Genomic DNA, 26,443 nt, shown 5'->3' on the forward strand with positions numbered 1-26,443 from the left:
GTTTCATGTTATCTTTTTATTGACACACTACCGATTGACGGAAGCATTATAGATTGAGATGCTCCCAGCAAGTATTCACCGAAAGTAAGAACGTAGGCATCAGCTCTGTCCGGAGACTTTAAACCGCGTTTCTTCATGTCCTTCTTACTTTCAAGAAGTATTTTCCCTTTACTGGTCATTGACCATTTTCTTGTATCGCTGATGACCGCCGACCATATGCCCAGTACGTTCGTTCCAGACAATCGGCTCAACATAACCCAATTCCTCTATACTACAACGAAGCTTCTCATATTCAACGTCCCCAGGTTGAAGGTTAACACGGGGGGTGTAGGCTGCTGCATTAATCTGATCAATCGGCACGATTCTGATGTTCATTCAGATACCTCCAATTTAAAAAGCCATCCTCGTATTAGGATGGCTTCGTTGTAATATCTATTAGTTTTTGATGCCTTGGATAAAAACCATGAACCTTAAGCATCATTAATCTGTGCTGATTTTGTTCTATTGCCATATAAATCAGCCTAACTTCATCATCTGTCGTATTCATGTTCACAAGATTATCCAAAAGATCTTTTTGTTCATTTTGAAGCTTATATACTGCAATAAAATTTAATATAAAAAAGAATGTATTAAGGTAGCTTTGTAAGAAAAGGGAATCCTCTGTAGGCTTCTCTGCTCCAGCATATTGATCATGTGCTAGCATTCTAGAAATTCCTTTATATCCAGTATAATACTCTCCGTTTAAATAGTACTGTATTTCCTCTGCTCGTCTATTTTTAGTTTGAATAAGGTCGTTTACTATTCCCATTGCTGTTTGAAGATTTAACAAGTTCTTCTGATCCTCTAATTGGTCAGCAGATCTAGCTGTTTCTTCTCTCTGCATCCTTACCTCTTCAGTCTGCATTTCAATAGCTTTCCTTTGAAGTCCTAGCTCTTCTGTTTGCATTTGTATGGCTTCTCTCTGAAGCGAGAGTTCCTCTGTCTGCATATCAATTGACTTACTTTGTGTCTGTAATTCTTGTCTTTGCACTGCAATTGTGTAAATGAGTCCTGTAAAGGCAAGACCTGAGAACAACGCATTTACTGCTCCAAACATGTCTCCAAACGTTCCGCCCCCATCTGGTTTTCCAAACCACAGTGAAATAAAGAGCCCCGAGAGAGCCCACAAGACTAAAACTCCTGCCGAGATCCACAAAATGTGTTTCTTTTTCATCCTTCCACCCCTATTTGTTCTGATACAACATCTTCCAGTATCAGACAATAAGTGAGGTTGGTCAAGAATGATATTTGTGTTGAGTTGGTTTCAACGTTGGAGTGACCATCGTATGCATGCGTAGGCTCACTTAGACGCTGTTCTCCACTCTTAAATGGACTGACCACTGCAAACGGACGTTCTTATATAATCAAGCTTAGGACGGCTTACATTCTGTCATATGAGAGCAAGAAAAAAGCACCGCATTGGGTGCCTTTTATGCCTTATCCAACTAAGCTAGTGGAACTACAGTAGGACTTCCTGCTATAGATATGTTGGACTGGTTTATATTAACTGACACTGCTCCAGGTGATGATAGTGGTTCATCAAACCTAATTTTAATTTGTACACCTTTCATCTCATTGTGTACAGTTTCGAAAATGTACATATCTTTTACGGGTGGCCAATGTGGGTTATCTCTCATTGAAACTGTTGGGGCTTCTTCAGATCCTGTTTCAACAAAAAATAGGAGTTGACTTCCACCCTCCATTATTCCTTTTTCATCCAAGACTGCAACAAGGCTGTCACTCATTATTCATTCCTCCTGTACATGATTTCATTTCTAGAACGAACAATAGTATTCCATTAGTGACTACGATTATTCCGCTGGCAATCCAAATTACTACAAAATTGTATAATCCCATCTTCCCCATACACAACCTTTGCACTTCTCTGGCTGCTTTCTGGGGCGGATGCGTAACTTCTTCCGTCTTCTGCTAATCACTTCAATTCCTCCAATGAAAAAAAGCCGATCCAGTGAAGGAACGACTTCGGCTGTTATATGTACGATATTGGCTAATGAAATTAATTTTTCTGTCTATAAAATGACGCTTTTGGCGATTCGTGTGACGTTTTTAAAAGAATGGCGTCCGTACCGTCCGCAGCAAAAACGTTGCACTCTTTGCTTTAAATGCATACGTACTAAGTTACAAGAGAGTAAGAACAAGACCATTGTACTGAAGCTAACAAAAGCGGGTCAAGGAACAGATAACGGGTGAGTCCCGATGAACTGGAACAAACCCGTCATTTACTGCCGAATCCTCGCTATTTCACTTAACAATATTAAACTGATCGTTGTATGACACGAAACTCTGTTCTAGCAGTAGCTTCTTTGACATTAAAATCAGTGTTATTCAATTTTATATGCAAAAAATATCCTGTTTCATTAAGGTATAAACTTTGGAAATTAAAGTTACTGTTTGTAATTGTTAAATTCCTAACCCGGTCAATCTCGGATTCATAAGGATTAACTGTATTCACCTCAATCCCCCAGTCAGCATCAAAATCCCCGTCAATGTCAACTACATGAGCGTGTTTTTGTTTCGATGGAATAAATATTTCCAAAAAATCTGAAACAGCCAAATTAATTACCTCCTTTTTAATTTGACTTTATTATTATACTTCTAAAGGTCCATAATTATTATTAATAAACCTTTTGTAATGTAAAAGCGAGAAGAGGAACGCGCCAGTCATATGCCACATTGTGAAGCTGTACGTTTCATTCGCACCTTTTTCTATGCTTCTAATGTATCAAGGAAAAATGGTCATGTGGGGTTCAACATTGTCTCAAGATAGGGTTAGATTAGGGTCAGAAAACGTTTATCTTTTTTTCCGCACAAGATGAGATCAGATAAAATTCCCAGAATTACAGACATCAGATTGGATAAGATAATCAAGCTTTAATAAAAAAGGAGGAATGATTAATTATGGGTAAAGGTTTGGATAATGGTTATGGTGTATTGAAATGTAAATTAGCAGATGTAGAAAAAGTATATGTCCCAAGCAAAGGGACCAACCACGTTGAAGTATTAGTAATTGGTGATTCACATGAAAAGTTTAGGTTAGCTATTAACATTCAATCGAGTGTTTCACCAAGACATTTGTCAGAAGACACAGCAAATCAAGTTCTTTACTACGTTGGTGAAGACTTCAGTTCAGAAGAAATAACACATCTGCCTGACCTTCAGTTTGGCTTCACAGAGATTACAAAAGGGAACCGAAACATCGCACTTGATTTTATTCGAGGGAATTTGGTTATCCCAAACAAAATGGTATTCCTGCCTAATACTGATCCTGAAAATTCTGAAGACAACAATCCAGACAATGATCTTTATGATAAGGTAACTTCCTACATTGAAGAAGCCAAACAGAAGAACGCTACTCTGTACGTATTCGGAGAACCTTGGGGACCCGAAAAAAACAAACCCGATAAATATTTTGATTTTGAACCTGGGCGTGGAATTCATAATATTCATATGAATCAAGGTAATGCAGGAAAATATGCTAAAGAAAATGGATCATGGCAAGACGGCGGAGTTTTAATTCATCACGAAAATGAAAACAGATGGGTGGCTATTTTCTTAGCATTCCAATCCCAATCTTGGTGTACTAACGACAAGGGAGATGCAACAAAGCCAGTAAGCGAGTGTGATCATATCAGTTGTGAGGCGAATAAAGAAAAGGCAGAAGTTTCGTGCTAAATTATTCTCTGAAATAAAAATCAGTAAAATAATGACGGCAACCTAAGAATATCGCTTTCTTAGGTTGCCGTTTTACATTTAGAACTCTGCGTCGTCTTGCTCGAAAAAACCGATAAGTTTCAAGGTATTTGCGACACTCTCCAATCCCTCATCGATTTTGCGCTTGATCGTGCTGTCACTGAGGGCTCGTCAGAAGAGAAGAGTAGCGTTTCCTTGCGTGAATAACCTTGAATGTATCTGTAATCAATCGCCTTGCGGGCATCCTCGTCTTTGATTAACCTCAGAGCTCTTTCCAACTGGTGTGTGTAAAAGTCATATCTTTTGTACACCCAACGCTGTTTCTCTATAAGAATCGTAGCGTTTGCCGTCTTGCCCGCAGCAGATCTGTTTTATTGAAGATACAAGTTACTTTATAATCACCCTCCCTCTTAATATGATTTCAAAGTTTCTTGTTATCTTTTTATTGATACACTTCCTATTGTTGGAGTCATTATAGACTGTGGTGCTCCCATCAAATATTCACCGAAGGTGAGAACATATGCGTCAGCTCTGTCCGGTGATTTTAATCATCGTTTCTTCATGTCCTTCTTACTTTCAAGTAGTATCTTACCCTTGCTCGTCATTGGCCATTTTCTTGTTGTCAATTGGGAAGTAAGTACATCGTCATCGGGTAATTGTAAAACCAATGAGTCGTTGTTCATATGATTGCTCATGTTTTGTTCCACCTGGCCTTTAATATACGCCCACATCTCAGCTCCTAGGTCCCCATAGTATCTTTCATAAAATGGTGATGTTGCCCAAGTAATACGTGAATAATATCAGCGTATTCGAATTCTCATTTTAACCAAAATAAGGAACATTACATTTATTAATTCTTCTCTTTTAAAGTAAACTTCTCAAAATTACAGATACAAAGCAACAAACCCTAAACAATACTTTTACCTTAGTAGTTACAGTCGGTATTCATGATTTATAATTTCGATTATTCGATGCCCTTCCATAAAATGCACCATTTCACCTCTGGCCATTTTAGCCCAGGTTGCCTTTTCAACAATCTTCCCGTCAACCATTTGTCCGAAATTACAGGAATGGTTAACTGAATCCAATGTCAAAGCCCAAAGTCCAAAGTCCATCCATTCACGTCGTGGTCCTTTGAAAAGAACTAAAAAACGAACAAACCCGCCCACTAATGGCCTGGCTTGTTCGTTACAACTCGAAAGATGAATTCATTTTTTAATACGGATCAGGAATAAGTAGATCAATGATTCCTTTAGAAAATTCATCTCTATTCTCCCTGACGTTATCCTATTTCCTGAAATCATTAATACGCTCAATCTTTTGAGCAAAATCACAAGCATGTTGAAAGTCTTCTTTCGTGTAAAGTTCAGTTAAAGTATTCGCCTCTTCCTGCCAATCGGGACCAAACTGTAAAAGATAATCCGTAAACCATTCATAGTAGGACCGGTTGGTTGGATTCAACAGGATCAATCTTTGATACATCTTCATCACACAGGGGATCGGCAGAAAGAAATGTGTAAGCTCAACATTGATCGCTTCTAGTAAATGATCAGAGTCGTTCGTATGATCTATCTCGGATATGAGTTAATTGGACAGAGAGTCTACGGCTTCCCGCTTCGTTATTAACTCTGCCTGATCTAACTTCGACCAATCTTGATTAATTAACTGATGTAGTTCACTCACTGTCTTTGTACAGTCAAGGTTATCGTCCGTTCTCTTCATTAAATTCAGTCTATTTCTCACGACATCTAATAAATTGACAATTCCCTCTTTTTCCTGTGGGTGCTCCTGAAGGTAATTCTCGCTGTAAATGACTAAATAGTTATAAAATTCATCATATTCCATGACTGCCATTACATCTTCAATATGCTGGAGGCCCTCCAATAAAACACACTTTCTGATCACCAATATACTCTTCCTCTTCTGGCATGTGATAGGATGACAATTGTACCTCCAGTGGACCTTAACCATAACCATGTCTCTCATGATCTCCGAAGTATGTTAAAGCTCTTGGAAAATCAATAATCCAGAAATAAGATTCGACTAATCTATCTATTTCAGCTTTTGTTGTCAATAATTTATACATCATCTATCTCTTCCTAAATATTAATCGGAATGCAGAATCAATATGCTTTATGTTTTCTTTGTCGTCATTTAGAAGTTAGTCTTTGGGGTTTTTATAACACCAATCCGGGTCATACGGTAAAGATTTCAGTTTTTGTATGTCCTCCCGGCTGTATACCCAATCATTGTCTGCAATCCAAAAATAATCATCAGGATTCAGGATGAGATATTCATAAATAAAATGAAGTATCAACTCTTGATTACCATAGATATCCTCAATGTGCCCGACTTGGCATAGTGATACATTAGGATCTAAACCCAAATCTTCGTGATAATAAAATTCAGTGCTTGGGCTACTAATGCTGTGAATATGGAAAATCAACGAGGATTCATTGTCCCAAGTAAATGACTTATGATTAATATTCAGCGTTGTATACAGGAACTCTCCTTCATTTGTATACGTCTTATTGTTATAAAAATAGAGAGCTACGTCCGAATGAAAAGCTGCAACAATAGTATCAGCTAGAAGCTGCTCTGGAGAATATTTATCTTTTTTCGTTAAAATAACTGCTGAAGTCCCCATTTTATTTAGCTTTCTCCCTACTTCCAAAGTGTAGCCTATCGAGTGAGACCACGTCCCATGCAAATTTGAATCTAAAGTCTATTCCCCACTTGAAATTTTATCTTGCAACCACTTTATAGCTTCTCCACCCACCAGAATATTTGGCTGTTCTGGCGTGCCGATATTGATGCTTTTTAATTGAATGATGGACTCATTCCATACTGGGTAGCCCCATGAGTTTCTGTAAAGAGATTACGCAACAATCGTTACATACCTTATACAATCGCGTTAAAAGGTGCATGACCTGTTTCAGCATTCCTTAATAAGGTTGGTTTTCTAAAACGTAAACTAGTTTCCAATTTGAATATAGCGGTATCTCCTTCAATTTCCACAAAAGATACATTAATCCATATGGGGGCTTTTGGAAAAAGCCCTCCTAAAACCCCAACAACATCTTCTAACAATAGTTTTTTACCACCAATATTCTCTTTAGATAACACAAGACGTTTCATCATTTCATCACCACCATCTAACATTTTCCCACGTTCCTCGACAGGCTCTATGACAAATTTAACCATATCGCTCGAAATGTTTCTAGCCTGTTTTATCTCATCAACTGCTTTAGATAAATTTGTTGAAAAAATCTCTTCATTCATTTGAGTAATCAAAATATTTCCTCCCACTATTTCAATTTAGTTGACTGCACTTTCTTTAATTTCCCTAAATCAACATAACCGTTGCTCGTTACTTCTAATTGATATCTCTCTAACCAAGCGTTTTCTGTCTTTATTCCAGCACTATTAAATATTTGCTCATATTTTTTTGGCTTGCTCAGTTGTTGGAGTATAGTGTCCTGATTCATTTGTTATTCTTCTAACATTTCCATTTGCGTCGACTTTTAGTTTTCCAGCAGCTTGAACATCAGCTCCATTAGCTAAATGAGAATGTCCTCGTCCAACCTTTAAGTTACCATTTACATCTATGACGAAGTCAACCTCTTTAATTCCATCTCGAATCTTAACTTGACCATTCTCCAAAACATATTCAAAACTCTTTCCTTGCTGAATCTCATTTGGATATCTGTTTTCAATTATTTGGGCAGGTCTAACATCTCCCGTCCCCTTAATACTACTAGTTTTCCTCACTTCAGCCGCTTCCAAATTCTTTTTAATCTTCGCCACAGCTGGATGAGAAGAAGGCAAACGAAACGGCCCTTTGCCACCCGGCATACTCCCGCGAACCATCTGAAATGCCATAAATAGCTGGCTGAACTTTAGAGAAGTCAACATGATCTGAGCATACTTATCGGATACAGGCTCACCTGTGAAGGGATGAATTCCATTTTCAAAGGCTTTGATCTGCATCGCATAAATATCTTCCCCTGGCGCTTCAGAATCCGTAGCTTGCATCCGATTGATATCCAAATGCCCCTGATCCTTCTTATATGCCTGGAGCGCAGCCTGATCCGTAACACCATTCTCGTTCACAGGCATCCACATCAGCTTCCCATACACATTGACTTGTGCCATCCGGTAGCCTTTATCCTCCAGACCCTCATCATTTCCCAAGGTCTTCATCATTGCTCCCGCACCCACAGCGCCAACAGCACTTCCAAGACTCACCTTTTCAGCATCGACATTCTCAAATCGCGTAGCGATCTCCTTGAGTTCCTTGGAGATGCCCACCATACTCTCCAGTGCTTTATCCAATATAGTACGCGACTGTTCAAACTCATAGTAGAATCGCTCCTGCGTCGCCCCCATCCACATCATCTGAACGAACATGATCTGTCTCGTCAGTTCACTGCGAATATGCTCCAACTGTTGTCTGGCCTGATCCACCTGATTGGATACATGATGTAGTTGCTCAGGATTCACCTTAATCGTACTCATCCGTTTTCACCGCTCATCTGATATATGATTAACCTATGTTAGCAGAAGTACTAGTACAATACATCCGCCTAACCTCCTGATTTCACTGCATGAACCTACGCTCAGAATGATCTATATCCGTCCTTCAGCCCCATACGATCTCTATGCAGGTGTATACATGTTCTTGAGGGTTGTCATTCAATTTGACGACTACAGGATACTGTAGCATTTTGCTGCGATGAGAAGTCAACTTTAACAATTAGTAGTATTAATGAATAAACTTGACTTTAACTAGAGATCGGAGTTACTATATGTTTATATAAATGGAATATATTTCATTTATATATTTATTTTGGAGTCTTATATTTTCAAGATTGGTAACAGGGTCTACCATTGCTAAGATAACTATGCGAAAAATTGAGTTTCACATTTTGTCTGCAACACATAATCATTGGCAGGCATTCATTTTACATATACATTCCTACTTCATAGAGTTTTCTAGCCTGTAGATTTCCACCATTTTCATAAGAGAGGAGGGCAAGAGGCTTTAAGCTGCAAGCAGGTCTATTTGTCGTAACCGCATGTTTTGTAAAAAAATACCCATAACAAGAAAGGTGGAATTTATTGCTATGAGAAAATTATTTAGTTTAGCTCTTATTCTTGTTTTAGTGCTTTCATTTAATGTTGCTGCTTATGCAGACGGTGACGTGAGTCAAGCCAAACCGTTGACAAAGGAAGAAATTATTAATTCCAAAGAATTCCGTGAAGCTGTGAAAGCGGCTAAGGCTGAATTTGAATCGCAGAAGGCTGATAATGCGGGTGGTCCAGTCCTATTTGCCCCTGCTCCGAAAGTATCTCACATTAATGTATACGGTGTCGTATCTCCAAATGGCGGTCAAGAAATTTACGGCTTTAATAACAACCCGCTCTCCACGACCAATGATCATGGTGGGGCTTGGATTCAGTGTATTACTTTCCAGATCGGTTATGACAGCAGTCACTACGGCAAACTCGCCGGCAATACAATGACAAACAACTGGTCTGAAGCTATTGATCTGGACGGTGATCGTGTCGTTGATGCTTTTGCCCATTCTTGGGTTTATGAATCCCCTAATACAACAGGCGGACAATTTGTAGGTACGGTCTATTCCATTAACATTCCAACACAGTGGACCGCTTGGATTAATGTTCGTTAACAGGAAAGATGTAATCTGAATATTGGAGGAATTGCTATCCTGGTTCTATCATGAGGAATACGGGGGGTAAGCCCAAAAGCTCATCAGCTTCGGACACGGATTAGATTCTTGATCAGGCGCAGGGATTTATCTCCCTGCGTCTTATTCTCATTGTGACCTTAAAAGGGCCGACTTTGTATAAAAACCCACCGTTGCACAACAGGCTACTTTCCCTCTGCTTGTATGAATACATACGTACTCTCGTCGGATCGTTCTTCTGAAAAGGCAAAGTTTAACCGATCAAAGTTTCTTACGTCCTTCACCTCTGCAATCTTATGCTCTGCCATATAACGTACCATTTCACCTCTGGCCATTTTAGCCCAGGTTGCCTTTTCAACAAGCTTCCCATTGACCATTTGTCCGAATACACAAGTAATGAACCGGGTTTCCTCACTAAGAAAAGGTAAAATATTTTTGCTATACTCTTTTGAAGCCAGATTTAGGATGTGGTTGCTTTCTGATTGAAGCTGCTCTGCGAGTTTGCTACCCCAGAATTGATAGAGCGATTTGAAGCCCGGACCTTGCAGCTTGCCCTGCATCTCCAACCGATAAGGGGTAACCCCATCCAAAGGCCGCAACATGCCATATAAACCGGATAATATACGTAAATGCTGTTGAAGATACTCTAATTCCTCATTTTGAAAAACACCCGGTGCCATATATTGATACTGAATGCCCTCGTAGGAATATATGGCTGGTGTCAGATTTGCTTTAATATTCATATTCTGAATCCGCTCCACGTTCTGTTCGGCGATTGCATCGTTACACTTCCACATCGCTTTGAGTTCGTCATAGGATAACTCTTGAAGCAGACTCAATAGCTGTTCTGACTCGTTTATAAATTGCGGCATCTGCGCGATAGCCATAAGGTCTGTATCAATCTTCATCTTTTTAGCTGGTGATATAATAATTCTCATCGTACTGATCCATCCTTAATCTACCGTTGTTTTTGTCGTTATCCATTGTACAGGATTGGACAGGTGAATCCAATGCCAAGGCTTAACTAAATCCCTCATGGTACCTTTGAAAAGACTCAAAATGAACAAGTCAGCCCACGATTGGACCGGCTTGTTCATTCGAATTCAACACATTCAATTGGTGAGAAAGCAAGGCGTGCATTTCAAACCGCTATTAGGGAGATACGCTACCCGCGCCACTATTTTGCTCTGTTTTTGTAGTTGGCAATTGAATCATTGGCGTATTTGATCCACTTACATATGGAAGGGCTCCATCCCATTTCTTGATGGTTTCATATTCAACGAGTTGACTCGATAAGGATTGTTGAAGCTCTTTGTTGGCTTTAGCTTGACCCTCTGCTTCGATCAATAGTTTGTCTGCATTACCTTGTGCTTCCACGCGCTTGCGCTCTGCTTCTTTCTTGGCGATCTCAAGTTCAGTCGTTTTACGTTCCAGTTCTTGAGATGCTTCGACACGTTTATCGATTGCTTCCTGAGTCTTGGCATCAGGTTGAGGAACACCTACAGTAACGTTCGATACAATAAATCCTAACTCTTTAACGTCATCAGAAAAACGTTGTTGCACATCCACTCCGGCTTCGGATGACTTTTCACCATAAACATCAATGACTGTAAACTTGGAGATACCCTTACGAGCTGCGTCACGGAAACGTGTTTTGAGATATGTATCCTCAATTTCTTGAATGCTAATTGGCCCAAATGTATTAAATATAGAAGATACTTTACTTGGTTCTACTTGGTAGTTGTAAGCAAAATCGATGGTGATATTTTTCCCGTCAGAAGTAGCAATCTGAATGTCTCTGTATTCCACCGTTTGAATTCGGATCGGATATTTCGTCACTTTATCAAACGCTCCAACGAGTTTCCACCCTTGACTCAGTGTACTATCTTTTACGCCTCCATTGGGTGAATACACGACCCCAACATATCCATTAGGAATTCGTGTTAAAAAGAAGGTCACCAGCAATACTCCCACAATAATAACTAATGCCACCGCAATTGCCCCTACCCTAAACGTCTTTGAATTTTTCATCACCATTCTCCTCTTGTTTGAATTTATTGTATTTCTTCAAAATTCTACTACCTATTTTATTGAATAGCGGGATCATTAATGCCCATAGAATAAATGCTAGGATAAAGATTAAAATGATTCCCCCAATAAATGGCATATTCGTCCTCCCCTCTATGGATGTAACCGAGTACAACCTCATCTGCACGGTAGGATCCACATAGTTATTTAACTTTATATACGCTTAATCGCATCCCATGCTAAACCCTCGTGGCCAAATTCTACTTTGCAAAATGCTGTGGTTCCATCTACATCTGTTAAATGTTACTTCTCCGTTCATCCAAATTTATAACCAACTAATTATATCCTCCTTTATATATACTTTGTAAATTCGTATTCGGTTTCAAGGATATTCAACGCTTGAAGTACTATTAGGTTAAGTAGTGAAGAAAATGGTGAGTGAGTAACGTCCAGTACCCGGTTATTCCTAATCCGAAAGTGATCATCATTTCATCTGGATATTATGAATCAGGAGTGAGTTGTCGCCCTTGCTCTTCTCTGTAGGTGTATGCAAATGATATAATATGGCACTCTTTATCCGTATGTATTTTTATAAAAAGCTTATTCCTATTGCTATAGAATATACAAATCAAAATCAAACTCTGCTTTCAAGTCATAGGCTATACTGATTGCCTTTTGCTCGATAGAAATCGCAGGGCTTTCATTATTCATGACCCTGATCGAGAAGCTAAACAGAAAATTCAAATTATGCTTCATTCTCAAGGTTTTCAACTTTTCAATATGTGGCTCCAAAAGATTCAGTAAGTAGTTCAATTGCTGATTGACATCAAAAGATTCCTGATAGTCCGTTTCCAAGAACCAACAGGTTTCTTTTCTGTACAAATCTCTATCATCAATCTTTTCTCCTTTTATATAGGTTCCTGATGGTTCGATTCCAATCTGTTCTGTGATTAACTTCGGTTCGAAATGATCTCCGGTAATGATAAATTCAGCCATCATATTCGTTTTCTCCATATACGATCCTCCTAACTTGTTCATATTGATTTATCAGAAACCACTGGAAGTATATCCCTTGTGACATCCAGCGGACTACAGTTGCCTCTTGACCCCTTCTGACTTGGTGATGACCTTTCCGTTTTGAATATTCACCCAGTTAGCATTCTGTGTACAGTAATAATCCTAAGTTAGAGTAGTTTTAACAAGATGGTCAGCTTGTCTAGTGGTTTCAGGCAACCGATACTTAGGTGAAAGTTCCAGTATCCAATTACATGAAGTTTCTAAAGAGATACGGTGACCAATTGACACGAAAATAGGCTTAACATTGTTTTGAGTTCTCAGTACCTTGCCAATTACTTCACTGTTATCGATTAAAGGTGAATAACTACCGCGTTGGGATTCGGGTTCTACAAATGTTCCTATCAATCTTGTTTTCCCACATCCGATCGTTGGTGTATCTAAAAGTACTCCTAAGTGGCAAGCCAAGCCAAACCTTCTTGGATGAGCGATGCCCTGTCCATCACAAACAATTAGATCTGGCTTAATTTTTATTCGCTTAAACGCCTTAACAATTGGAGGTAACTCTCTGAATGAGAATAATCCAGGGACATATGGAAATCTAACTTTATCTTCAATTACTACTGATTCTACTGGTTTTAGCGAATTAACATCCAAAATAACTACTGCAGCAATTAAACTATCACTTCGTTTACTATATGCTACATCAACTCCAGCAACATAATTCACCTCTGTAAATTCATCTTGTTTAATGACTTTTTCAGCTAAACTATATTGAAGGACAATGGCCTCTTTCTCGCTTATTTCCCATGGATGATTTAATATTTGCTCCATTATAATCACCTTTCAATTTGTTATCCTGTTATTGATTTATTGTTCAAGTAATCATTTATTCCCTTAGATGAGTAACCACAAGTAAATAGTATGTAGTGAAGTGGGCCAGAATGAATTTACTCACAGTTCCTATTTTCCATTTTTGAAAGTAACTTTAAAACCATCAAGAAACTGATGTTGATCTAATTTCACCATTCTTGAACCAAGAAATAGACTTTCCAGCAATTGCTCCATTACGCATACGTTTAAATCCTTCTATTTTACCATCTGCGTAATACGTGACATAAGCACCATCAGGAACTCCATCCACATAGTAACAATAGTGAGCCAAATTCCCATTTCTATATTTTTCGTAAACTAATCCTGTAACTGGATTTCCTCCATCTTCGATAGACTTATCAAAAATTTGATCCCCGTAATCTCCATCAAAACAAACATCTCCTGTAAATTCTAAACCGTTTAAAAGAACTTCTTCCTTCGATAGTATATTTATTTCCTCCATTATTGTGCACTCCCCTCTACTGAATAAAATTACTATAAGTCAGAAAGAACATAATTACAGTGCAGACATGTTTTGGTCTTGTCGTACTTCTATTGGATGATCGATCGGGTTACCTCTTTACTCAAGTTTAATTATAATATTACCCGTCCACTAAGTTTTTTCATCCCTGGCCTTAATTCCATCTTTATCTTTAGGTTTAGGTGCATTCTTCGCCTTAGTCAGTTTAACATTTGAAGACATAGAGGAATCTTTAGAAGCTGTTCCTTTCCACGGCATACTGGTCTCTTTCGAATCCACTTGAGAAGTGTGCGTCTATCTCTTCGAACTTCCAGTGGCCACTGTATTTTCTATGATTTCCACTTGTATCAGAGAACATATGACTGTCAATCTTCACAATTATCGGTACGGTACATCGTCTACTAACTTCATCCGCTGTACTTGCCAAGGAACACTGGATATTGCGCCTGCGCTCATATTGCCCAAGACCTGGTTGATTCGCTCTCCCAATTCCACTAGAGATGAAGGCATTATTGCTGAATTGTCTTGAGCTTGCCATCCTTCATAGCACTGCCCGTGGCTCTATCTGACCCATCTGCATGGCCGATCTTTTTACCGCTACCCACTTTTAACGATTAGGATGTATATCGCTTGTTGGCACAGGCGGAACAGAACCTAACGGCCTCTAGATTTTCTGTTTTTAAATTTTTCTTGCGGGTAATTCCCATTTTGATTGGTTTAACAGTAGGATGATAGTAAAAGTTTCACCTTCTCATCGGGTTTAGGTATAACAAAAAACAGGTCAATCGTAGTGGTCTCTGACCATACTTTACCTGTTTAATGTAATGCTATAACGTTATTTAGGACGACCATAACTTAACTTAACTTAACTATTTATCAGGCGTAATCACTTAGATGCCACTTAGGGAAGTGGTGGTTTTATAATACGTTATATTAAATGGAATTTCTACTTCGGTTTTAACTTATACAGACTTCTTTATCATTATTTTAAAATCCTTATCCATTATGACAAATTCATCACTAATTCTAACTAATAAATCAGAATAGTTCTCTTCTAACTTGTACTTAAGTTCAGTAATAGAGACCGAGAAATTAATAATTAAATAAAGCTCTGTAATCCTGTAACTTTCAGTATCAAGAAACATTGTAACCTTAGTGATATCATTATCTTTTCGCTCCACCTGATTTATACTGTAGGTTATGTTTTTGTTGTTATCTTCTTTCATATTTTTAGAACCGAATAAGCTGCCTAGATTGATATAATTTGGATTCCCTTTTCTAAATATTGAAACTAAATCAACTACCAAGTTATTAAAAGATTTTTCATAGAATTCTTTTTGTAAGGCATTCCATTCATGATCTATAAAAGTAAACCAATCTGGACTAATCGCCGAATTATCGATAACGCCAGGTATTGATTGCCTATATAGATCTGTCTTTAAGCCGAAAAATTCGTCATTACTTGTAGACATTATAAATACCTCCAATTTTATCAGCTATTGTTTCCATTAACATATCATTTACTTTGGCACTATGGCCTTCTTTCCAAAGTTGCATCATCTTAGGATCGTTTCTAAATAAATTCATAGTTTCTTTAAATATTTTTTCTACATCATAATACGGTACATTCCAGCCTGTTTCTCCCCTTTTCATACTGAATGTAAGGCCATTAGGAAGTGTTGCACGAATTTCAGCTGCATTATATGCTACGGCAGTTTCAATATCATTAAAACTGAGCATACCATTCGTTGGATGATTATGTGTGATTATAGCATCCGTGATAAGATCTTTATAGGGAGCAAAGTTAATTTTAGTGGGATGTTCATCTGTTATTAATTTGCTTAGTACGTTACCATTTTTTTTAAAAATTGCCCCGTATTCAAAGCCTTCGTTTTTAATCATATCCTCCAAATACTTAATAGTCGATGTAGTACCGTCTGAATTACCATTTGTCGAACCTTTATATCGTTCTCCTTCAGAAGCTTTCCCCGTTGCAGAAGCTTTACTTCTAGAATTATACGTAGGCTCCCTTTTCGAATCTGCTCCTGCCCTAGTTAGATCATCTTGTTGAACCTGCTGCTTCCAGGCTGCCCATGTATCACCTAGAGCTGAACTGTTCTTACTGTTAACCAGCTTGTCCGCTGCCTTATTTAACCCATGCTTGGCCAGCATAGCCAGGTTTACAACCATCAACGTAATACCCAACTTATCCAGCAAATCCTGATCCATTCCAAGAAACGTTGGATTCGTATTGGCGTTTCCGTTCTTCAGATCATTCAACTTCTCCGCGTTAACCACGATCATGGAGACGCCCAGCGCAGCATCCGCTACAGCCAGCATGTACAGAGATCCTCCACCTGTTGGTATCGCCGCTATAATTGCAACTACCCCGAATAAGATGTTGAATTCTGCAATCAATACTTGGGGACCAATAATAAGCTCTTCGAACGTATATCGGGATAAGTATACCGTTTTTTGGGTTTGTTTGCTCAAGTAGTCGGGCTTTTGCGGTATGCCATAGGCAAGTTCCATCTGTTCCAGCCAAGGACTGATCTTTTCCAATACGCCCCCGATTCCGGTAGCTTCCACGAACTGCTGGATCATCCCTGGCTTTCCGCTCGATCCAGCCGGTCGGGAGGATCCTTGACCGCTCAGCACTGGAGGAGCTGGCATCATCGCATGGATTTCCTCTGATGACTTGCCTGCTTGCCCCCCTTGTTCCATCACCTGTTTGGCTTGCTGCTTCCAATCGTACATCGCCGTTCGATCCTGGTCCATCTGGTCGTAAACCTTCTGCTGGCTTGCCAGTTCGGCCTGTTTTTCTGCTTTGCTTTTCTTTTCCGGCTCTGCAGCAGACTGATTGATATACTTTTGTTGATAGATTGTTTTTTGTTCATTGGAAGACATGGTGCTCAGCCAGTTCTTGGCTTGATCCTTCATTCCCGGATCACTCTTAGCCTTCTCGGCTACTTGATTACGAATATCCGCTCGCTGCCCATTCGTTAGCTGAACTGCAGCCTTGAGTTGGAGCGATAGATCGATCTCTTGTTTCGCAATTTCTCCTTGAGCGAGCTTATCTAGATACAACTCTTCCAGCTCTTCTTCGGTTAGAAGATCCACAAAGTCCACTTCGATCTTCTGGAAGTCAACCTTGGCACTCTGAATCCCCATCCGGTTACCGTTCAGGATAACATACTGGTCCGTATTCGTCTGGAGTACAATTTCCTGCTCAGCACGGATTCGAAGAGATTCGAGAACTCCCTCTTCACCCCCACTGCCGGCTTCAATCTGATTTCCTGCTACAACGAGAAGATCCTCGCTGGCATTCAGCGTGATATTTCCTCCATCCAGATGCAGGCTAACGGTCCCTTTCTCAAATAATACCCCGTCATCTCCCAGCTGCATTTTGGCCTCACCAGGCATCTCGAATACTTTTGTGGAAGGTTTCTGGAACACCGTCCGGCTCTTCATTTCCTCGCCGCCGCCACGAACCGAATTAATAGCCATCGCCTTTTTCTCTGTGCCACTGGGGAAATAGACCTTAATGCGAGCCCCCTCATCCGGCAGACAGTGAAAGATATTGTTGCCCTCTCCCGAATAAGGAAACCACCAATTTCCCTGCTGATCATGTGCATCATCGATATCTAAATGCACCTTCACCATGTTGTTTGCGCGTTTGATCACGCGTCCTTCCAAAGACATCCCTTGGAGTTTATCATTACGGCGGGATTTTCGGCGCAAACTCTGGCGTTTTACCAGCAAGTATTCATACTGTAATAAACCTGCTGAGTAGCTGATCACGGACTCGGAGACCACCCACATTTGTTTCTTAAATGACACATCATCGCCAACTTGGCAATACTGATCACTGGTTACTCGGTAGTTAACAAAATCGGCTTCCACTAGCCGCTCGGCATCCTTGCCTTCAGCATTAGCTCGAAGCTCTTCATAGACAGCTCGATCTTTCATGGCCTTGTAACGCCGGACATGTAGCTCTTTACCCCAGGATAAGTCCGGGACACCAAAGTAGACACGAGGTGCATCCATGGATACGTCCGGTAAAATGACCGTCCCCACTCTAGAAGCAAGTCGCTTCAGAAATTTCCAATCCGTTTCTTCGTACTGTACCAACAAAGCACCTATGGAAGCCTGGTCACTTGTCGCCATATTCTGGGCATCCCCTGAGGCATAATTCCGAACCAGCTGCCGAATCGCATCGGTATAGGTCAGATGCTTGTTCTGATACGAGCGACTCCGCGGCTTCATATCCATAATATATGTACGTGATAAAGCCTCCACTTCTAAAAGGGGGATACCGTCTTCCATCTGTATATCGACTTTGGTAATTCCTCCGGCGAACCACCCCTCCGGTCTGGCATCCGTTGGCTTCTGCAGAACGAGGCTGTCGTTAAAGGAACTCTGGAGGAGGCATTGCTCTGCCTCCTCTTCGCTCATGTGGGCTGTAAAAACACAACGTGTATGTGCATTGAAAGCTCGCTCAATTCGGAAACTGCGGAGGTCCTTGATCTTGTAGGGCCACTGCAGTTCAAATCCATCTCCCTGATAGTTAACATCCATTTCGATACCCTCCTCCGTTATGCCAGCCTTACCTTACAGCAAACTCCGGAGGAGCCGGATCCATGCCATTGGTTAACAAGCGTATCTGTCCTCCACACGTACAGAACAGGCAGGACTTACTGGTCAGGGCCGGTACTCCCTGAATGGACACATTGGGACTTCCATTGGTCCACTGGGGCTTTGCCCCTGCCAATGCCTCGATCAGTGCACTTAACGAAGGCTTTGACATCACTGTGCTTTGAGCAGAAGCCGAGGCGGTGGGCATAATTCCAGGGGCACAAGGGTAGATAGCCTGTCCACATGTTGGTTCTGTTGGATCGGGGTCAATAATGTACGAAGGATCCGATTTGGGTCCTGCGACACGTTCAGCTAACTTCATCGGATGCAGCTCACTCCGGCAATACCCGAAGGAGTAGAAGTTCCCGTCGATTTCCTGTCCCATTTTTGTATAAGGTATACCGTGAATCGTCCCTGGCTCAGAAGTGGACGTGGCACAATCCTCGACCGTTAGCATCGGGCTACCGTTTATGTACACCCCATTGGGCTCCAGCTTGTTCAGTACCTCCTCATGGGTTCCAAACGTACAATGCATATAGGCTCCTGCCGTTACATATGTATCTTCACTCCTCCAGGGGGAGGACAGCAGCTTGTTTAGCGTATCCTTCGTTAAGATTGTATCTGTAACTCCCATCTACATGTCTCCTTCTGTGATCTGAATCGGTCTGACGTTCAAACCATATATACCTGCCCGCAGTAGACGTTCTGCCAGTTCAAGACGAACAATCACCAGCTGAGTCCGATAATACGGAATGAGGAATGCAGGTTCTTGTTCAAGGCCGCTGAGATCAGCCATTATGCTCATAACCTGCCCGCTCTGGATCAAGGCTTGATCAGGCGCGATACACGTCGCCTTCGGCAGATCCATCCAGTGATAGAATGTCTGGTTATACTGTTCCAGGTTCATCACCACAACTCTTTTAGAAGTAATCTCAGGTGCAAGCTTCATGATGAGCTTGGATAACTCATCACCGAGCAGCAGCAAAGGATATTGCGCAAGGATACTGGCAGAAGAAAAGGGCTGACCACTCTTCACATAAACGACTTCCTCTTCAGCAGCATAGTCATAACCTTGAAGCATTCGCTCTGGCCATTGAAGGCTGGCTCCGTTGGAAGAAAGCTGTCTGTCATGTTCGATCACGTAGTAATTTGTTTCGCTCATGAATTTTTCTCCACCCATTCAATAGCAGCGCGCTGTTCAGCAGTTAACTGCACCCGAAATCGATCTTGTACAAGCATCTGGCTTCCTGCCAGATCAGCCCCGGTGAAATCTACCTGCTCCAGCTGTGCACCTGTAAAGTCACCCGCAATTTTCGCATATCGAAAACTTGCATGATTCAGATTGGCTCCCTGAAACTGGACACCGTTCATACCGTAGAACAGTCCATGTGTATCGACGAAGGTCTCGCGGCCACCCAAAGCACCATTGAATCTTGCCTTGCTCAGATCACACCCTCGAAAGTCCGCATCATACAAAAGCGTCTCTCCAAAGTTGACATGATCACACTGGCACCGCATAAACCGAGTTCCCAGTAGGCTCGTCCCCTCCATGTGGCTACTGCTAAGTTTCACTTCTTCGAACCGAGCGTAATTGAAATCTATTTCCCCATAATCCCCCTGCGTAAGATCTACACTCGCAATATGTTCATAGATGTATTCACTGGTCAGCTTGCTCTCCAGCCAACCCTTACAAGTTATCGAGCTGCGCTGCATCCCATTCATTCGGTATACCGATTCAGTCACTTCATGATCCTGAAATTCACCAACACGAACTTCAAATTCTATGTCCTTGTTTAAGTTCTGAAATGAATCTAGTTTACGAATGTCATCCATTGCATAACGGACAGCATGTACCATATAGACATGAAAAGGATACAACTGTCCTGTTTGCCATGCATGAAGGGCAACCTGATCAATCCGGTTCATATATCTCTTGCGACTGCTCTCACATTCCTCGAACCACTGTTCCATATAACGATAAATCCAGCTTGCATCGTATAGAAACCCGCTCGCGGGCATCTCCCCCTCACGGTACCGATCACTCGCGTGTAGCATATAAGCCGGATCTCCCTGATTCAGCCTGGTCCGCATTAACGATACGTGCAGCGTACTGCATGCCTGTAGCTCACCCTGTTCTTGTTGCAATCTTACCCGTTCACAGAAGGCGTCAAATAGAGGAACAATTCCCTGTACTATCTCTTGCCGATGCCTAACATAATAGGCGTGCAACTCCTGTATCTTGCTATTCCGAAGTGGCAGCACTTCCTGTTCCAAGAACTGCTGCCACAGCTCCATCTGATGCATGATCTAGCCCCTCACTGTCTTTATTGGTTCATTAAGATCTCAATCCCTTTAATGACAACCTGGCCTTGGTCGATGGTTAGACCGCCGTTTCCATCCTTGGTTGACAGATCTATTTGGTTAGCTAGCATGACGACGGACTCGGATACCATTTCAATCTGCTTACTTGCCTGAAGGGTAATCTTGTTCTCACAGTTCAGGATAATGGTTCCTGCACTGGTCAGCGTCAGAGTCGCTCCTCCTGTGGCTCCAGTAATGGTGATTTTGTCTTCTTCAAAGGTAATCTTCTGTCCAGTCGGTGTAAGTAGGAATTTGGTGTTGGGATTGGCCATCAGATCTTCTTTTAAATCCTTGTCATATTGCACAATGGGCTGCAATTGCTCCTGCTGAACAACCGTAGTGGTGATCCCTCCTCCACCACCTCCAGTTTGGGTAGTTTGGGCCGATGCAGGCGACGAAGAAGGTGATGAGATGGCCTCTTCCGGTATTTTCTTGCGAACAGAGCTCAGTGCAATGCCTTCCGCCTCCCTTGCATTAGGAAAGTAAAGACGGATACTATCCCCTTGCTCAGGCATACAGTACCACCCAGTCTGATCATCCGAAGCATACATGGTGGAGTAAGGGAACAGATTGGCCGTGGCCAGACTCCATTCCTGATCACAGTCCAACTGGACTTTAACCTCATCTCTCACGACGCCCATAATCTGTCCTGAAATGGATGCACCGACAAGGCGTGAGTTGTATCGCTTACGTTGATAAGCAGATTTCATGTGCCCGAGCACATAATGGTGGATAAGTAGCCCTTGCTGCATTTCGGTCCGAATTTCAAAGACGTTGAGTCTTTGCCCTTTAAACTGTACCTCATCCCCAAGTTGCAAAACTCGGTCATGTACCTTAACTTCATATCGGATATAAGCCTGTTCACTAAGGCCACTAGCACCTTGCGCTTCTTGTTGATAGGCCAGCATGTCCTTATACATGCGGTAATGCGTTGCTTCCAGCTTGCCTGCATCCCGTTGCTCGGGTATACCTAGATAGATACGAATGCGTTTTTCCGTTGATACAGGAATCAATACCGTATGATAATGAGACGCTAATCGCTGCAGAAACTCCCAGTCGGTCTCCTGATATTGGAGTGTATAAGCTCCAAGTTTTTTCTTTTCCATAAACGTATTGAATGTCTGACCGTCTGGATAGAGCCCGCTAATCTTCTGCATGACATCTGGAATCAAACTGGCAGCATTCTGAAAGGAACGTGTCTCGCGCTTAATATCCATGGCATGCGTATGCGAGACGGCTTCCGCCTCTAGCCAGTACACCTGATTTTCCACTCTGACCTGGAGCTTCAGAATGACACCGTGAAATAACCGCTGTTTTTGTCCATGTTCATCGGTATAAAACAATTCAACGGGAGTGCTCTCATCGGCCATACGTACGTATTGCTCTTCTTTTTCCTCTGGAATGACCCCAGTGAATCTTAACTTCCCGTGCTCATGAACTTTCATATGTATCGCAACTTGATGTATTCGAATCTCAAAAGGCTGTATCTGGAGTTGCTCGTAACTAATTGTCGCGAGTGTCATGACCTCTCACCTACTTACTTTTTTTTATTCTGATGCTTTAATTTACTATTTATCGACTTTTAACATATGTTTGTTTATACATTATCCTTAAATTCAATAAAAAGGATATAAAATAAGACTTTACTCATATTCCATAAATTCCTAAACGCGAATAAAAAAGAGCAGCGCGCTTGCTACTCCTCCTTTATTCCTACGCTTTGGATTCTTATTTAGGTATCATCTGTTAACAATCCACTTTTCAGCTTCTTCTTGTCGACCCAGAATATATCGCCCATGGCCGTGATTTCTCCCGAATCGTGAAGTAATTGCTTGTCTTAAATACAACTGTGGGACAAGGTAACTTTCATAGGCTGCCGTATTCTAAGTAATAATGACATCTGGAGTCAAATCCAATACCTTCTCTAAAGAGATGCTCCCCTCCAAGAACCAACAGAACCCCGGCAGCACGTCTGCATTCAGCAGCGCACAACCGGGGTTCACCATTATTTTAATTATTACTAATATCTCTTAACCTAACTCACCTTGTAAAATCATGCTGCCCAATGGTCAGAAGCGTTGGCCTGCTCTTACTCCACAACGATGTTGCAATCTTCGGATTATAATAATAGAGTGCTCCGTGTGTCGGGTCCGTTCCATTCAAGGCTTTACGCGCTGCTTGATAGGAAGTCTGGGTTGGCTTTGTATTAAACTGACCATCGTCTATGGCCGTGAACTGCCCTTTTTGGAAAATCACTTTCGGGATTGAAGACGGGAATGCATTTGAATGCACTCGATTCAATACGACCGCGCCAACAGCAACCTGTCCTTCAAAGGATTCTCCGCGTGCTTCCCCATGGATCAGCTTCGCGAGCTGGCGCAGCGTATTACCTTGGGCTGCAGCCTTCTTGTTCAGTCTGTTCAGTGTTGCCGGACCTGCAATCCCATCCGCACTCAGCCCCTGAGCCTGCTGGAACTTACGGACAGCACTTTTGGTAATAGAACCGTAATATCCGGTCAACCCAGCTTTGAAATACCCTAGTTCGTTTAATTGCTCCTGCAATTGAAGCACATGTTCACCGCGAACGCCCTGCTCCAGTTTCTGTGCTCCGGCAGACGGAGCTGCCATAGTAAGTCCAAGAGCCATCGCGAAGGCACCGAGAAGCACACTGACTCGTCCTGCTCTTTTGCCAGCCTTTCTCCCCCTGCGATGGGTGACTTTCCGGCTGATGGTAATAGGTTCCATGTGGTCAGTGCTTGTGTGCAAATCATGCAGATCAAGCCTCTCATCCCCGCTATCTAATCTAAACTCTTCATCAAGGCTGTAGATATAGCTCGTCATCTTCATCTGGTTCATTTCTTTCATCTCTCTAACAGGAGTAAGATCAATCACATCATACCTCCCATTTATCTCACTAATCCTATCGTTGCCATTATAGCTGTACATCACATTCATCCCGACATTCTCTATCACGCGTATCAGTTCACACACGCTATTCTGTCCACTCATCATTTGCTTTTCATTCATTTTATTCTTCTCATTCATCATATTCTTTTCAATCATTTCATACGTTTGATCCATTTCATTAATGTTCTTCATGATTAGATTAACCTCCACTTTTCTGAATCCAGATCCCACTTCTTCCCCCTGAATCCTCACGGCCCTACATCCCGAGTGTCATTATAGGATATAGAAAAAGTGACGTCTATCGGACCGATGGCGCAGGCGAAAATCCACTCCACACACAGCAAAAAGAGGCATGAGCCCATGGTCACGCCATGGTCATGCCTCTTCTTGTATCAACCTTCTGCCGCTTATCCAGCCCGTTATAGGCGTAGGCAGGCAGACCCGCACAAAAGTTGCGTTGTATTTATTGACATTTATTCAGCCAGTTCCAGACCCTTGGTTTCCCGGCCCAGGAACAGCACAGCCGCTGCCCCGATAAGGATGGTCACGAAGAAAATCGTGAAAATCAGGCTGATTGCAACTTCACGCTGAACCAACATACCAACCATTAATGGAGCAAGCACGCCCCCAATTCGGCCTACTGATGTGGCAAGACCCACACCTGTTGAACGAACGGAAGTGGGGTACAATTCCGGACTATACGCATACAGACCGCCCCAAGCTCCCAGATTGAAGAAGGAAAGACAGATGCCTGCGGTCAGAATCGTCGCTTCCGTTGTTGCCAGTCCAAAAGCAATCGCACTTACTGCTGTCAATGTAAGATAAACGACAAGTACAAATTTGCGGCCAAACCGCTCAATGAAGTACGCCGCCGTGAAGTAACCTGGCAGCTGTGCGATCGTCATGATCAGCACGTACTGGAAGCTTTTGACCAGCGTAAAGCCTTTTGCCATAACAACCGACGGCAACCAGAGGAACATGCCATAATAAGAGAAAATGACGGTAAACCACAAGATCCAGAGCATCAACGTTGTACGGCGATGAGGTGCTGACCATACCGTCGCAACCTTTTCGCGGAACGTGATTTTCTTAATCTTGGTATTGTTCTTGTAACGAGGAGGGTCCTGAATAGCGCGGCGCAGATACAGCGCATATAACGCTGGAACGGCACCAATGGCAAAAGCAATTCTCCAGCCATATTCCGGGATAACAAAGTTGGCAATGAGTGCTGATACAATCCAGCCGCCTGCCCAGAAGCTCTCCAACAGTACAACTGCACGTCCACGTTCTGCCGTAGGCATGGACTCTGAAACCAACGTAGATGCCACGGGTAGCTCCCCGCCGAGGCCGATACCTGCAATTAGACGTAGTACACACAATACGGCGAATCCGGTCGCCAATGCTGACAGGCCACTAGCAATCGTAAATACTAGCAGGGTCCACATCAAAATGGCCTTACGCCCGAAACGGTCCGCAAGTGCTCCCGCAAGCAATGCACCTAGCGCCATACCGATGGAGTTGATACTCGTAAGCACCCCGACTTGTCCCGGACTGAGACTCCATTCCTTGGCGAGTGCAGCCACGATGAAAGAAATCATGCCGACTTCCATTGCATCAAACAGCCAGCTCATGCCGGCACTGAACAGCAGCTTGCGCTGCTTGGGATTCCGCAATACTTCCAGTTTGCTCATGTCTTATAGCTCCCTTGATCTCTATGTAGTCATTCTGACACTAAACCATTATTATGCAGAATGATCCAGAAATCAATGCAAAATACGCATATCGTTGATCTTCTTCCCATCCCTTACCCTTTGAGTGAACCCGCTGTCAGACCTGCAACAAAATAACGCTGGAGCAACAAGAACAGCACGATCATCGGAATAGCTGTGACAAGCACACCCGTGAGCATCATTGGATAGTTGGTCACATATTCCCCGCGGAACTGCATGAGAGCGAGTGGTAACGTCAGCTTGGACTTACTGCTGAGCATCAGCATTGGAATGAGCAGATCATTCCACACCATCACAAGCAGGAACGTAGCTGTAGCCGCCAGCGAAGGAGCTGCCAGTGGCAGTGCAATTCGCGTATAAAGTCTCCACTCGCTCGCACCGTCCATACTGCCTGCTTCCAGTATTTCCGCATTCAGCATACGCATGAAGCCTGTCAGCATAAATACGGAGACGGGCATCAGCATGGCGGCCGATACGATAATTAGCCCCGTCAAGCTGTCCGACCATCCGAGCGTACGTGTGAGGGAATAGATCGGCAGCATGCTCACCTGGGAAGGAACGATCAGACCTGCCACGAACAGGGCAAACACAATCTTACCCACACTGCCGCCCCAGCGTACAATGGCATAAGCAATCATGCTGCTAAGCAGCAACTCAATCGCAACCGTACCCAGCGTTACGACCAGACTGTTCCCGAAGTATTGCCACATCGGCTGGTTGCTGAACATGCCTGTGAGATTATCCAGCGTAAACGGGTCCGGCCAGCTAAATGGACTGGTGAAGAAGTTACTGCTTGTTTTGAACGAGGATACAAATACAAAGTACAGCGGCACGATGATCAACAGCGCGTACACCAATAAGATCAGTCGATTAAACCATTTTAAAACCATATAAATCCCCTCCCTTCTGTTTTAAGTCTTTTATGTCTACTTCGGTGCCGTTCAGGTTCGCGT

The 26,443-nt window shown here is 42.3% G+C and carries 27 protein-coding genes and 3 pseudogenes; 2 read left to right on the forward strand and 28 right to left on the reverse strand.

The genetic code is table 11. The annotated features are described in order from the left end of the window. Positions 1-8: 8 nt before the first annotated feature. The 5 genes and pseudogenes from JNUCC31_RS33085 to JNUCC31_RS03690 form a co-directional block, all read right to left on the reverse strand. Positions 9-194: pseudogene (locus JNUCC31_RS33085) on the reverse strand (terminase B); the annotation flags it as partial. Beyond that, positions 169-375, reverse strand: a complete 207-nt coding sequence (locus JNUCC31_RS03675) for a ParB N-terminal domain-containing protein (protein ID WP_228469486.1) — start codon at positions 373-375, stop codon at positions 169-171. The gene JNUCC31_RS03675 and the pseudogene JNUCC31_RS33085, both read right to left, overlap by 26 nt. Before the next feature lie 34 nt (positions 376-409). Next, positions 410-1,213 carry a hypothetical protein gene (locus tag JNUCC31_RS03680; RefSeq protein ID WP_192268636.1) on the reverse strand — a complete coding sequence of 268 codons (804 nt, stop codon included), beginning with the start codon at positions 1,211-1,213 and terminating at the stop codon, positions 410-412. Between the two features lie 271 nt (positions 1,214-1,484). Continuing rightward, a complete protein-coding gene (locus JNUCC31_RS03685) occupies positions 1,485-1,784 on the reverse strand; it encodes a hypothetical protein (protein ID WP_192268638.1) in 300 nt (99 codons plus the stop codon). Between the two features lie 530 nt (positions 1,785-2,314). Beyond that, entirely contained in the window at positions 2,315-2,614 is a 300-nt protein-coding gene (locus JNUCC31_RS03690) for a hypothetical protein (RefSeq protein ID WP_192268640.1), read from the reverse strand. Positions 2,615-2,958: 344 nt separating this feature from the next. Between JNUCC31_RS03690 and JNUCC31_RS03695 the strand changes: the two genes are divergently transcribed. Then, complete coding sequence (locus JNUCC31_RS03695) at positions 2,959-3,732, forward strand: YukJ family protein (RefSeq protein ID WP_192268642.1); 774 nt, start codon at positions 2,959-2,961, stop codon at positions 3,730-3,732. A gap of 1,305 nt (positions 3,733-5,037) precedes the next feature. On the opposite strand, the gene JNUCC31_RS33090 is transcribed toward JNUCC31_RS03695, so the two are convergent. From JNUCC31_RS33090 to JNUCC31_RS03715, 6 genes and pseudogenes are all read right to left on the reverse strand, one after another. After that, complete coding sequence (locus JNUCC31_RS33090) at positions 5,038-5,238, reverse strand: hypothetical protein (protein ID WP_228469488.1); 201 nt, start codon at positions 5,236-5,238, stop codon at positions 5,038-5,040. Between the two features lie 96 nt (positions 5,239-5,334). Beyond that, complete coding sequence (cdiI, locus tag JNUCC31_RS34195) at positions 5,335-5,736, reverse strand: ribonuclease toxin immunity protein CdiI (protein WP_488656253.1); 402 nt, start codon at positions 5,734-5,736, stop codon at positions 5,335-5,337. A gap of 175 nt (positions 5,737-5,911) precedes the next feature. Continuing rightward, positions 5,912-6,397: a hypothetical protein gene (locus tag JNUCC31_RS03700; RefSeq protein WP_192268644.1), complete on the reverse strand. Its 486-nt coding sequence runs from the start codon at positions 6,395-6,397 to the stop codon at positions 5,912-5,914. A 254-nt stretch (positions 6,398-6,651) separates the two neighbouring features. Further along, positions 6,652-7,032, reverse strand: coding sequence for a hypothetical protein (locus JNUCC31_RS03705; RefSeq protein WP_192272709.1), 381 nt, complete (start codon positions 7,030-7,032; stop codon positions 6,652-6,654). A 26-nt stretch (positions 7,033-7,058) separates the two neighbouring features. After that, a pseudogene (locus tag JNUCC31_RS03710) lies at positions 7,059-7,473 on the reverse strand (hypothetical protein); the annotation flags it as partial. 534 nt (positions 7,474-8,007) lie between these two features. Continuing rightward, positions 8,008-8,268, reverse strand: a pseudogene (locus tag JNUCC31_RS03715) (WXG100 family type VII secretion target); the annotation flags it as partial. Positions 8,269-8,876: 608 nt separating this feature from the next. On the opposite strand from JNUCC31_RS03715, the gene JNUCC31_RS03720 reads away from it, so the two are divergent. Then, positions 8,877-9,443: a DUF4879 domain-containing protein gene (locus JNUCC31_RS03720; RefSeq protein WP_192268646.1), complete on the forward strand. Its 567-nt coding sequence runs from the start codon at positions 8,877-8,879 to the stop codon at positions 9,441-9,443. Positions 9,444-9,646: 203 nt separating this feature from the next. Here the strand turns inward: JNUCC31_RS03720 and yaaA are convergent, their stop codons facing one another. The 17 genes from yaaA to JNUCC31_RS03795 form a co-directional block, all read right to left on the reverse strand. After that, positions 9,647-10,399 carry a peroxide stress protein YaaA gene (gene yaaA / locus JNUCC31_RS03725; protein ID WP_192268648.1) on the reverse strand — a complete coding sequence of 251 codons (753 nt, stop codon included), beginning with the start codon at positions 10,397-10,399 and terminating at the stop codon, positions 9,647-9,649. Between the two features lie 214 nt (positions 10,400-10,613). Continuing rightward, positions 10,614-11,492 carry a prohibitin family protein gene (locus JNUCC31_RS03730; protein ID WP_192268650.1) on the reverse strand — a complete coding sequence of 293 codons (879 nt, stop codon included), beginning with the start codon at positions 11,490-11,492 and terminating at the stop codon, positions 10,614-10,616. After that, positions 11,470-11,628 carry a DUF8570 family protein gene (locus tag JNUCC31_RS03735; RefSeq protein ID WP_165980223.1) on the reverse strand — a complete coding sequence of 53 codons (159 nt, stop codon included), beginning with the start codon at positions 11,626-11,628 and terminating at the stop codon, positions 11,470-11,472. Before JNUCC31_RS03735 ends, JNUCC31_RS03730 begins: the two co-directional genes overlap by 23 nt. Positions 11,629-12,101: 473 nt before the next feature. Further along, a complete protein-coding gene (locus JNUCC31_RS03740; RefSeq protein ID WP_192268652.1) occupies positions 12,102-12,503 on the reverse strand; it encodes a DUF4279 domain-containing protein in 402 nt (133 codons plus the stop codon). A 165-nt stretch (positions 12,504-12,668) separates the two neighbouring features. Next, positions 12,669-13,337 carry a deoxyribonuclease V gene (gene nfi, locus JNUCC31_RS03745; protein ID WP_192268654.1) on the reverse strand — a complete coding sequence of 223 codons (669 nt, stop codon included), beginning with the start codon at positions 13,335-13,337 and terminating at the stop codon, positions 12,669-12,671. Between the two features lie 163 nt (positions 13,338-13,500). Beyond that, entirely contained in the window at positions 13,501-13,839 is a 339-nt protein-coding gene (locus JNUCC31_RS03750) for a toxin-antitoxin system YwqK family antitoxin (RefSeq protein WP_192268656.1), read from the reverse strand. Between the two features lie 150 nt (positions 13,840-13,989). Then, the gene (locus tag JNUCC31_RS33100; protein ID WP_228469492.1) at positions 13,990-14,136 is read right to left on the reverse strand and encodes a hypothetical protein; all 147 of its coding nucleotides are present in this window, start codon (positions 14,134-14,136) and stop codon (positions 13,990-13,992) included. Positions 14,137-14,235: 99 nt separating this feature from the next. Then, on the reverse strand, positions 14,236-14,367 hold the full coding sequence (locus JNUCC31_RS33755; protein WP_267132498.1) for a hypothetical protein: 132 nt from the start codon (positions 14,365-14,367) through the stop codon (positions 14,236-14,238). A gap of 452 nt (positions 14,368-14,819) precedes the next feature. After that, the gene (locus JNUCC31_RS03755) at positions 14,820-15,329 is read right to left on the reverse strand and encodes a hypothetical protein (protein WP_192268658.1); all 510 of its coding nucleotides are present in this window, start codon (positions 15,327-15,329) and stop codon (positions 14,820-14,822) included. Next, positions 15,316-18,435 (reverse strand): hypothetical protein, encoded by a 3,120-nt coding sequence (locus tag JNUCC31_RS03760; RefSeq protein ID WP_192268660.1) that lies wholly within the window; start codon positions 18,433-18,435, stop codon positions 15,316-15,318. Before JNUCC31_RS03760 ends, JNUCC31_RS03755 begins: the two co-directional genes overlap by 14 nt. A gap of 28 nt (positions 18,436-18,463) precedes the next feature. Then, positions 18,464-19,126 (reverse strand): PAAR-like protein, encoded by a 663-nt coding sequence (locus JNUCC31_RS03765; protein ID WP_192268662.1) that lies wholly within the window; start codon positions 19,124-19,126, stop codon positions 18,464-18,466. Continuing rightward, a complete protein-coding gene (locus tag JNUCC31_RS03770) occupies positions 19,127-19,654 on the reverse strand; it encodes a hypothetical protein (protein WP_192268664.1) in 528 nt (175 codons plus the stop codon). It lies immediately after the preceding gene. Next, entirely contained in the window at positions 19,651-20,796 is a 1,146-nt protein-coding gene (locus JNUCC31_RS03775; RefSeq protein WP_192268666.1) for a pentapeptide repeat-containing protein, read from the reverse strand. The genes JNUCC31_RS03770 and JNUCC31_RS03775 overlap by 4 nt, the downstream gene beginning before the upstream one ends. A 20-nt stretch (positions 20,797-20,816) precedes the next feature. Then, positions 20,817-22,376, reverse strand: coding sequence for a contractile injection system protein, VgrG/Pvc8 family (locus tag JNUCC31_RS03780; protein ID WP_192268668.1), 1,560 nt, complete (start codon positions 22,374-22,376; stop codon positions 20,817-20,819). Positions 22,377-22,893: 517 nt separating this feature from the next. Continuing rightward, positions 22,894-23,481, reverse strand: coding sequence for a cell wall hydrolase (locus tag JNUCC31_RS34020; RefSeq protein ID WP_192272711.1), 588 nt, complete (start codon positions 23,479-23,481; stop codon positions 22,894-22,896). A gap of 752 nt (positions 23,482-24,233) precedes the next feature. Further along, entirely contained in the window at positions 24,234-25,451 is a 1,218-nt protein-coding gene (locus JNUCC31_RS03790; RefSeq protein ID WP_192268670.1) for an MFS transporter, read from the reverse strand. Positions 25,452-25,564: 113 nt separating this feature from the next. Further along, positions 25,565-26,380: a carbohydrate ABC transporter permease gene (locus JNUCC31_RS03795; protein ID WP_192268672.1), complete on the reverse strand. Its 816-nt coding sequence runs from the start codon at positions 26,378-26,380 to the stop codon at positions 25,565-25,567. Positions 26,381-26,443: the final 63 nt, after the last annotated feature.

The organism is Paenibacillus sp. JNUCC-31 (assembly GCF_014844075.1).
GTDB lineage: Bacteria > Bacillota > Bacilli > Paenibacillales > Paenibacillaceae > Paenibacillus.

Excerpts from the sequence above, each read along its gene's own strand:
- JNUCC31_RS03675 (WP_228469486.1), bottom strand. The coding sequence starts at position 375 with ATGAACATCAGAATCGTGCCGATTGATCAGATTAATGCAGCAGCCTAC.
- JNUCC31_RS03680 (WP_192268636.1), bottom strand. The coding sequence starts at position 1,213 with ATGAAAAAGAAACACATTTTGTGGATCTCGGCAGGAGTTTTAGTCTTG.
- JNUCC31_RS03685 (WP_192268638.1), bottom strand. The coding sequence starts at position 1,784 with ATGAGTGACAGCCTTGTTGCAGTCTTGGATGAAAAAGGAATAATGGAG.
- JNUCC31_RS03695 (WP_192268642.1), top strand. The coding sequence starts at position 2,959 with ATGGGTAAAGGTTTGGATAATGGTTATGGTGTATTGAAATGTAAATTA.
- JNUCC31_RS33090 (WP_228469488.1), bottom strand. The coding sequence starts at position 5,238 with ATGAAGATGTATCAAAGATTGATCCTGTTGAATCCAACCAACCGGTCC.
- cdiI (WP_488656253.1), bottom strand. The coding sequence starts at position 5,736 with ATGAGAGACATGGTTATGGTTAAGGTCCACTGGAGGTACAATTGTCAT.
- JNUCC31_RS03700 (WP_192268644.1), bottom strand. The coding sequence starts at position 6,397 with ATGGGGACTTCAGCAGTTATTTTAACGAAAAAAGATAAATATTCTCCA.
- JNUCC31_RS03705 (WP_192272709.1), bottom strand. The coding sequence starts at position 7,032 with ATGAATGAAGAGATTTTTTCAACAAATTTATCTAAAGCAGTTGATGAG.
- JNUCC31_RS03720 (WP_192268646.1), top strand. The coding sequence starts at position 8,877 with ATGAGAAAATTATTTAGTTTAGCTCTTATTCTTGTTTTAGTGCTTTCA.
- yaaA (WP_192268648.1), bottom strand. The coding sequence starts at position 10,399 with ATGAGAATTATTATATCACCAGCTAAAAAGATGAAGATTGATACAGAC.
- JNUCC31_RS03730 (WP_192268650.1), bottom strand. The coding sequence starts at position 11,492 with ATGAAAAATTCAAAGACGTTTAGGGTAGGGGCAATTGCGGTGGCATTA.
- JNUCC31_RS03735 (WP_165980223.1), bottom strand. The coding sequence starts at position 11,628 with ATGCCATTTATTGGGGGAATCATTTTAATCTTTATCCTAGCATTTATT.
- JNUCC31_RS03740 (WP_192268652.1), bottom strand. The coding sequence starts at position 12,503 with ATGGAGAAAACGAATATGATGGCTGAATTTATCATTACCGGAGATCAT.
- nfi (WP_192268654.1), bottom strand. The coding sequence starts at position 13,337 with ATGGAGCAAATATTAAATCATCCATGGGAAATAAGCGAGAAAGAGGCC.
- JNUCC31_RS03750 (WP_192268656.1), bottom strand. The coding sequence starts at position 13,839 with ATGGAGGAAATAAATATACTATCGAAGGAAGAAGTTCTTTTAAACGGT.
- JNUCC31_RS33755 (WP_267132498.1), bottom strand. The coding sequence starts at position 14,367 with ATGCCTTCATCTCTAGTGGAATTGGGAGAGCGAATCAACCAGGTCTTG.
- JNUCC31_RS03755 (WP_192268658.1), bottom strand. The coding sequence starts at position 15,329 with ATGTCTACAAGTAATGACGAATTTTTCGGCTTAAAGACAGATCTATAT.
- JNUCC31_RS03760 (WP_192268660.1), bottom strand. The coding sequence starts at position 18,435 with ATGGATGTTAACTATCAGGGAGATGGATTTGAACTGCAGTGGCCCTAC.
- JNUCC31_RS03765 (WP_192268662.1), bottom strand. The coding sequence starts at position 19,126 with ATGGGAGTTACAGATACAATCTTAACGAAGGATACGCTAAACAAGCTG.
- JNUCC31_RS03770 (WP_192268664.1), bottom strand. The coding sequence starts at position 19,654 with ATGAGCGAAACAAATTACTACGTGATCGAACATGACAGACAGCTTTCT.
- JNUCC31_RS03775 (WP_192268666.1), bottom strand. The coding sequence starts at position 20,796 with ATGCATCAGATGGAGCTGTGGCAGCAGTTCTTGGAACAGGAAGTGCTG.
- JNUCC31_RS03780 (WP_192268668.1), bottom strand. The coding sequence starts at position 22,376 with ATGACACTCGCGACAATTAGTTACGAGCAACTCCAGATACAGCCTTTT.
- JNUCC31_RS34020 (WP_192272711.1), bottom strand. The coding sequence starts at position 23,481 with ATGGCAGCTCCGTCTGCCGGAGCACAGAAACTGGAGCAGGGCGTTCGC.
- JNUCC31_RS03790 (WP_192268670.1), bottom strand. The coding sequence starts at position 25,451 with ATGAGCAAACTGGAAGTATTGCGGAATCCCAAGCAGCGCAAGCTGCTG.
- JNUCC31_RS03795 (WP_192268672.1), bottom strand. The coding sequence starts at position 26,380 with ATGGTTTTAAAATGGTTTAATCGACTGATCTTATTGGTGTACGCGCTG.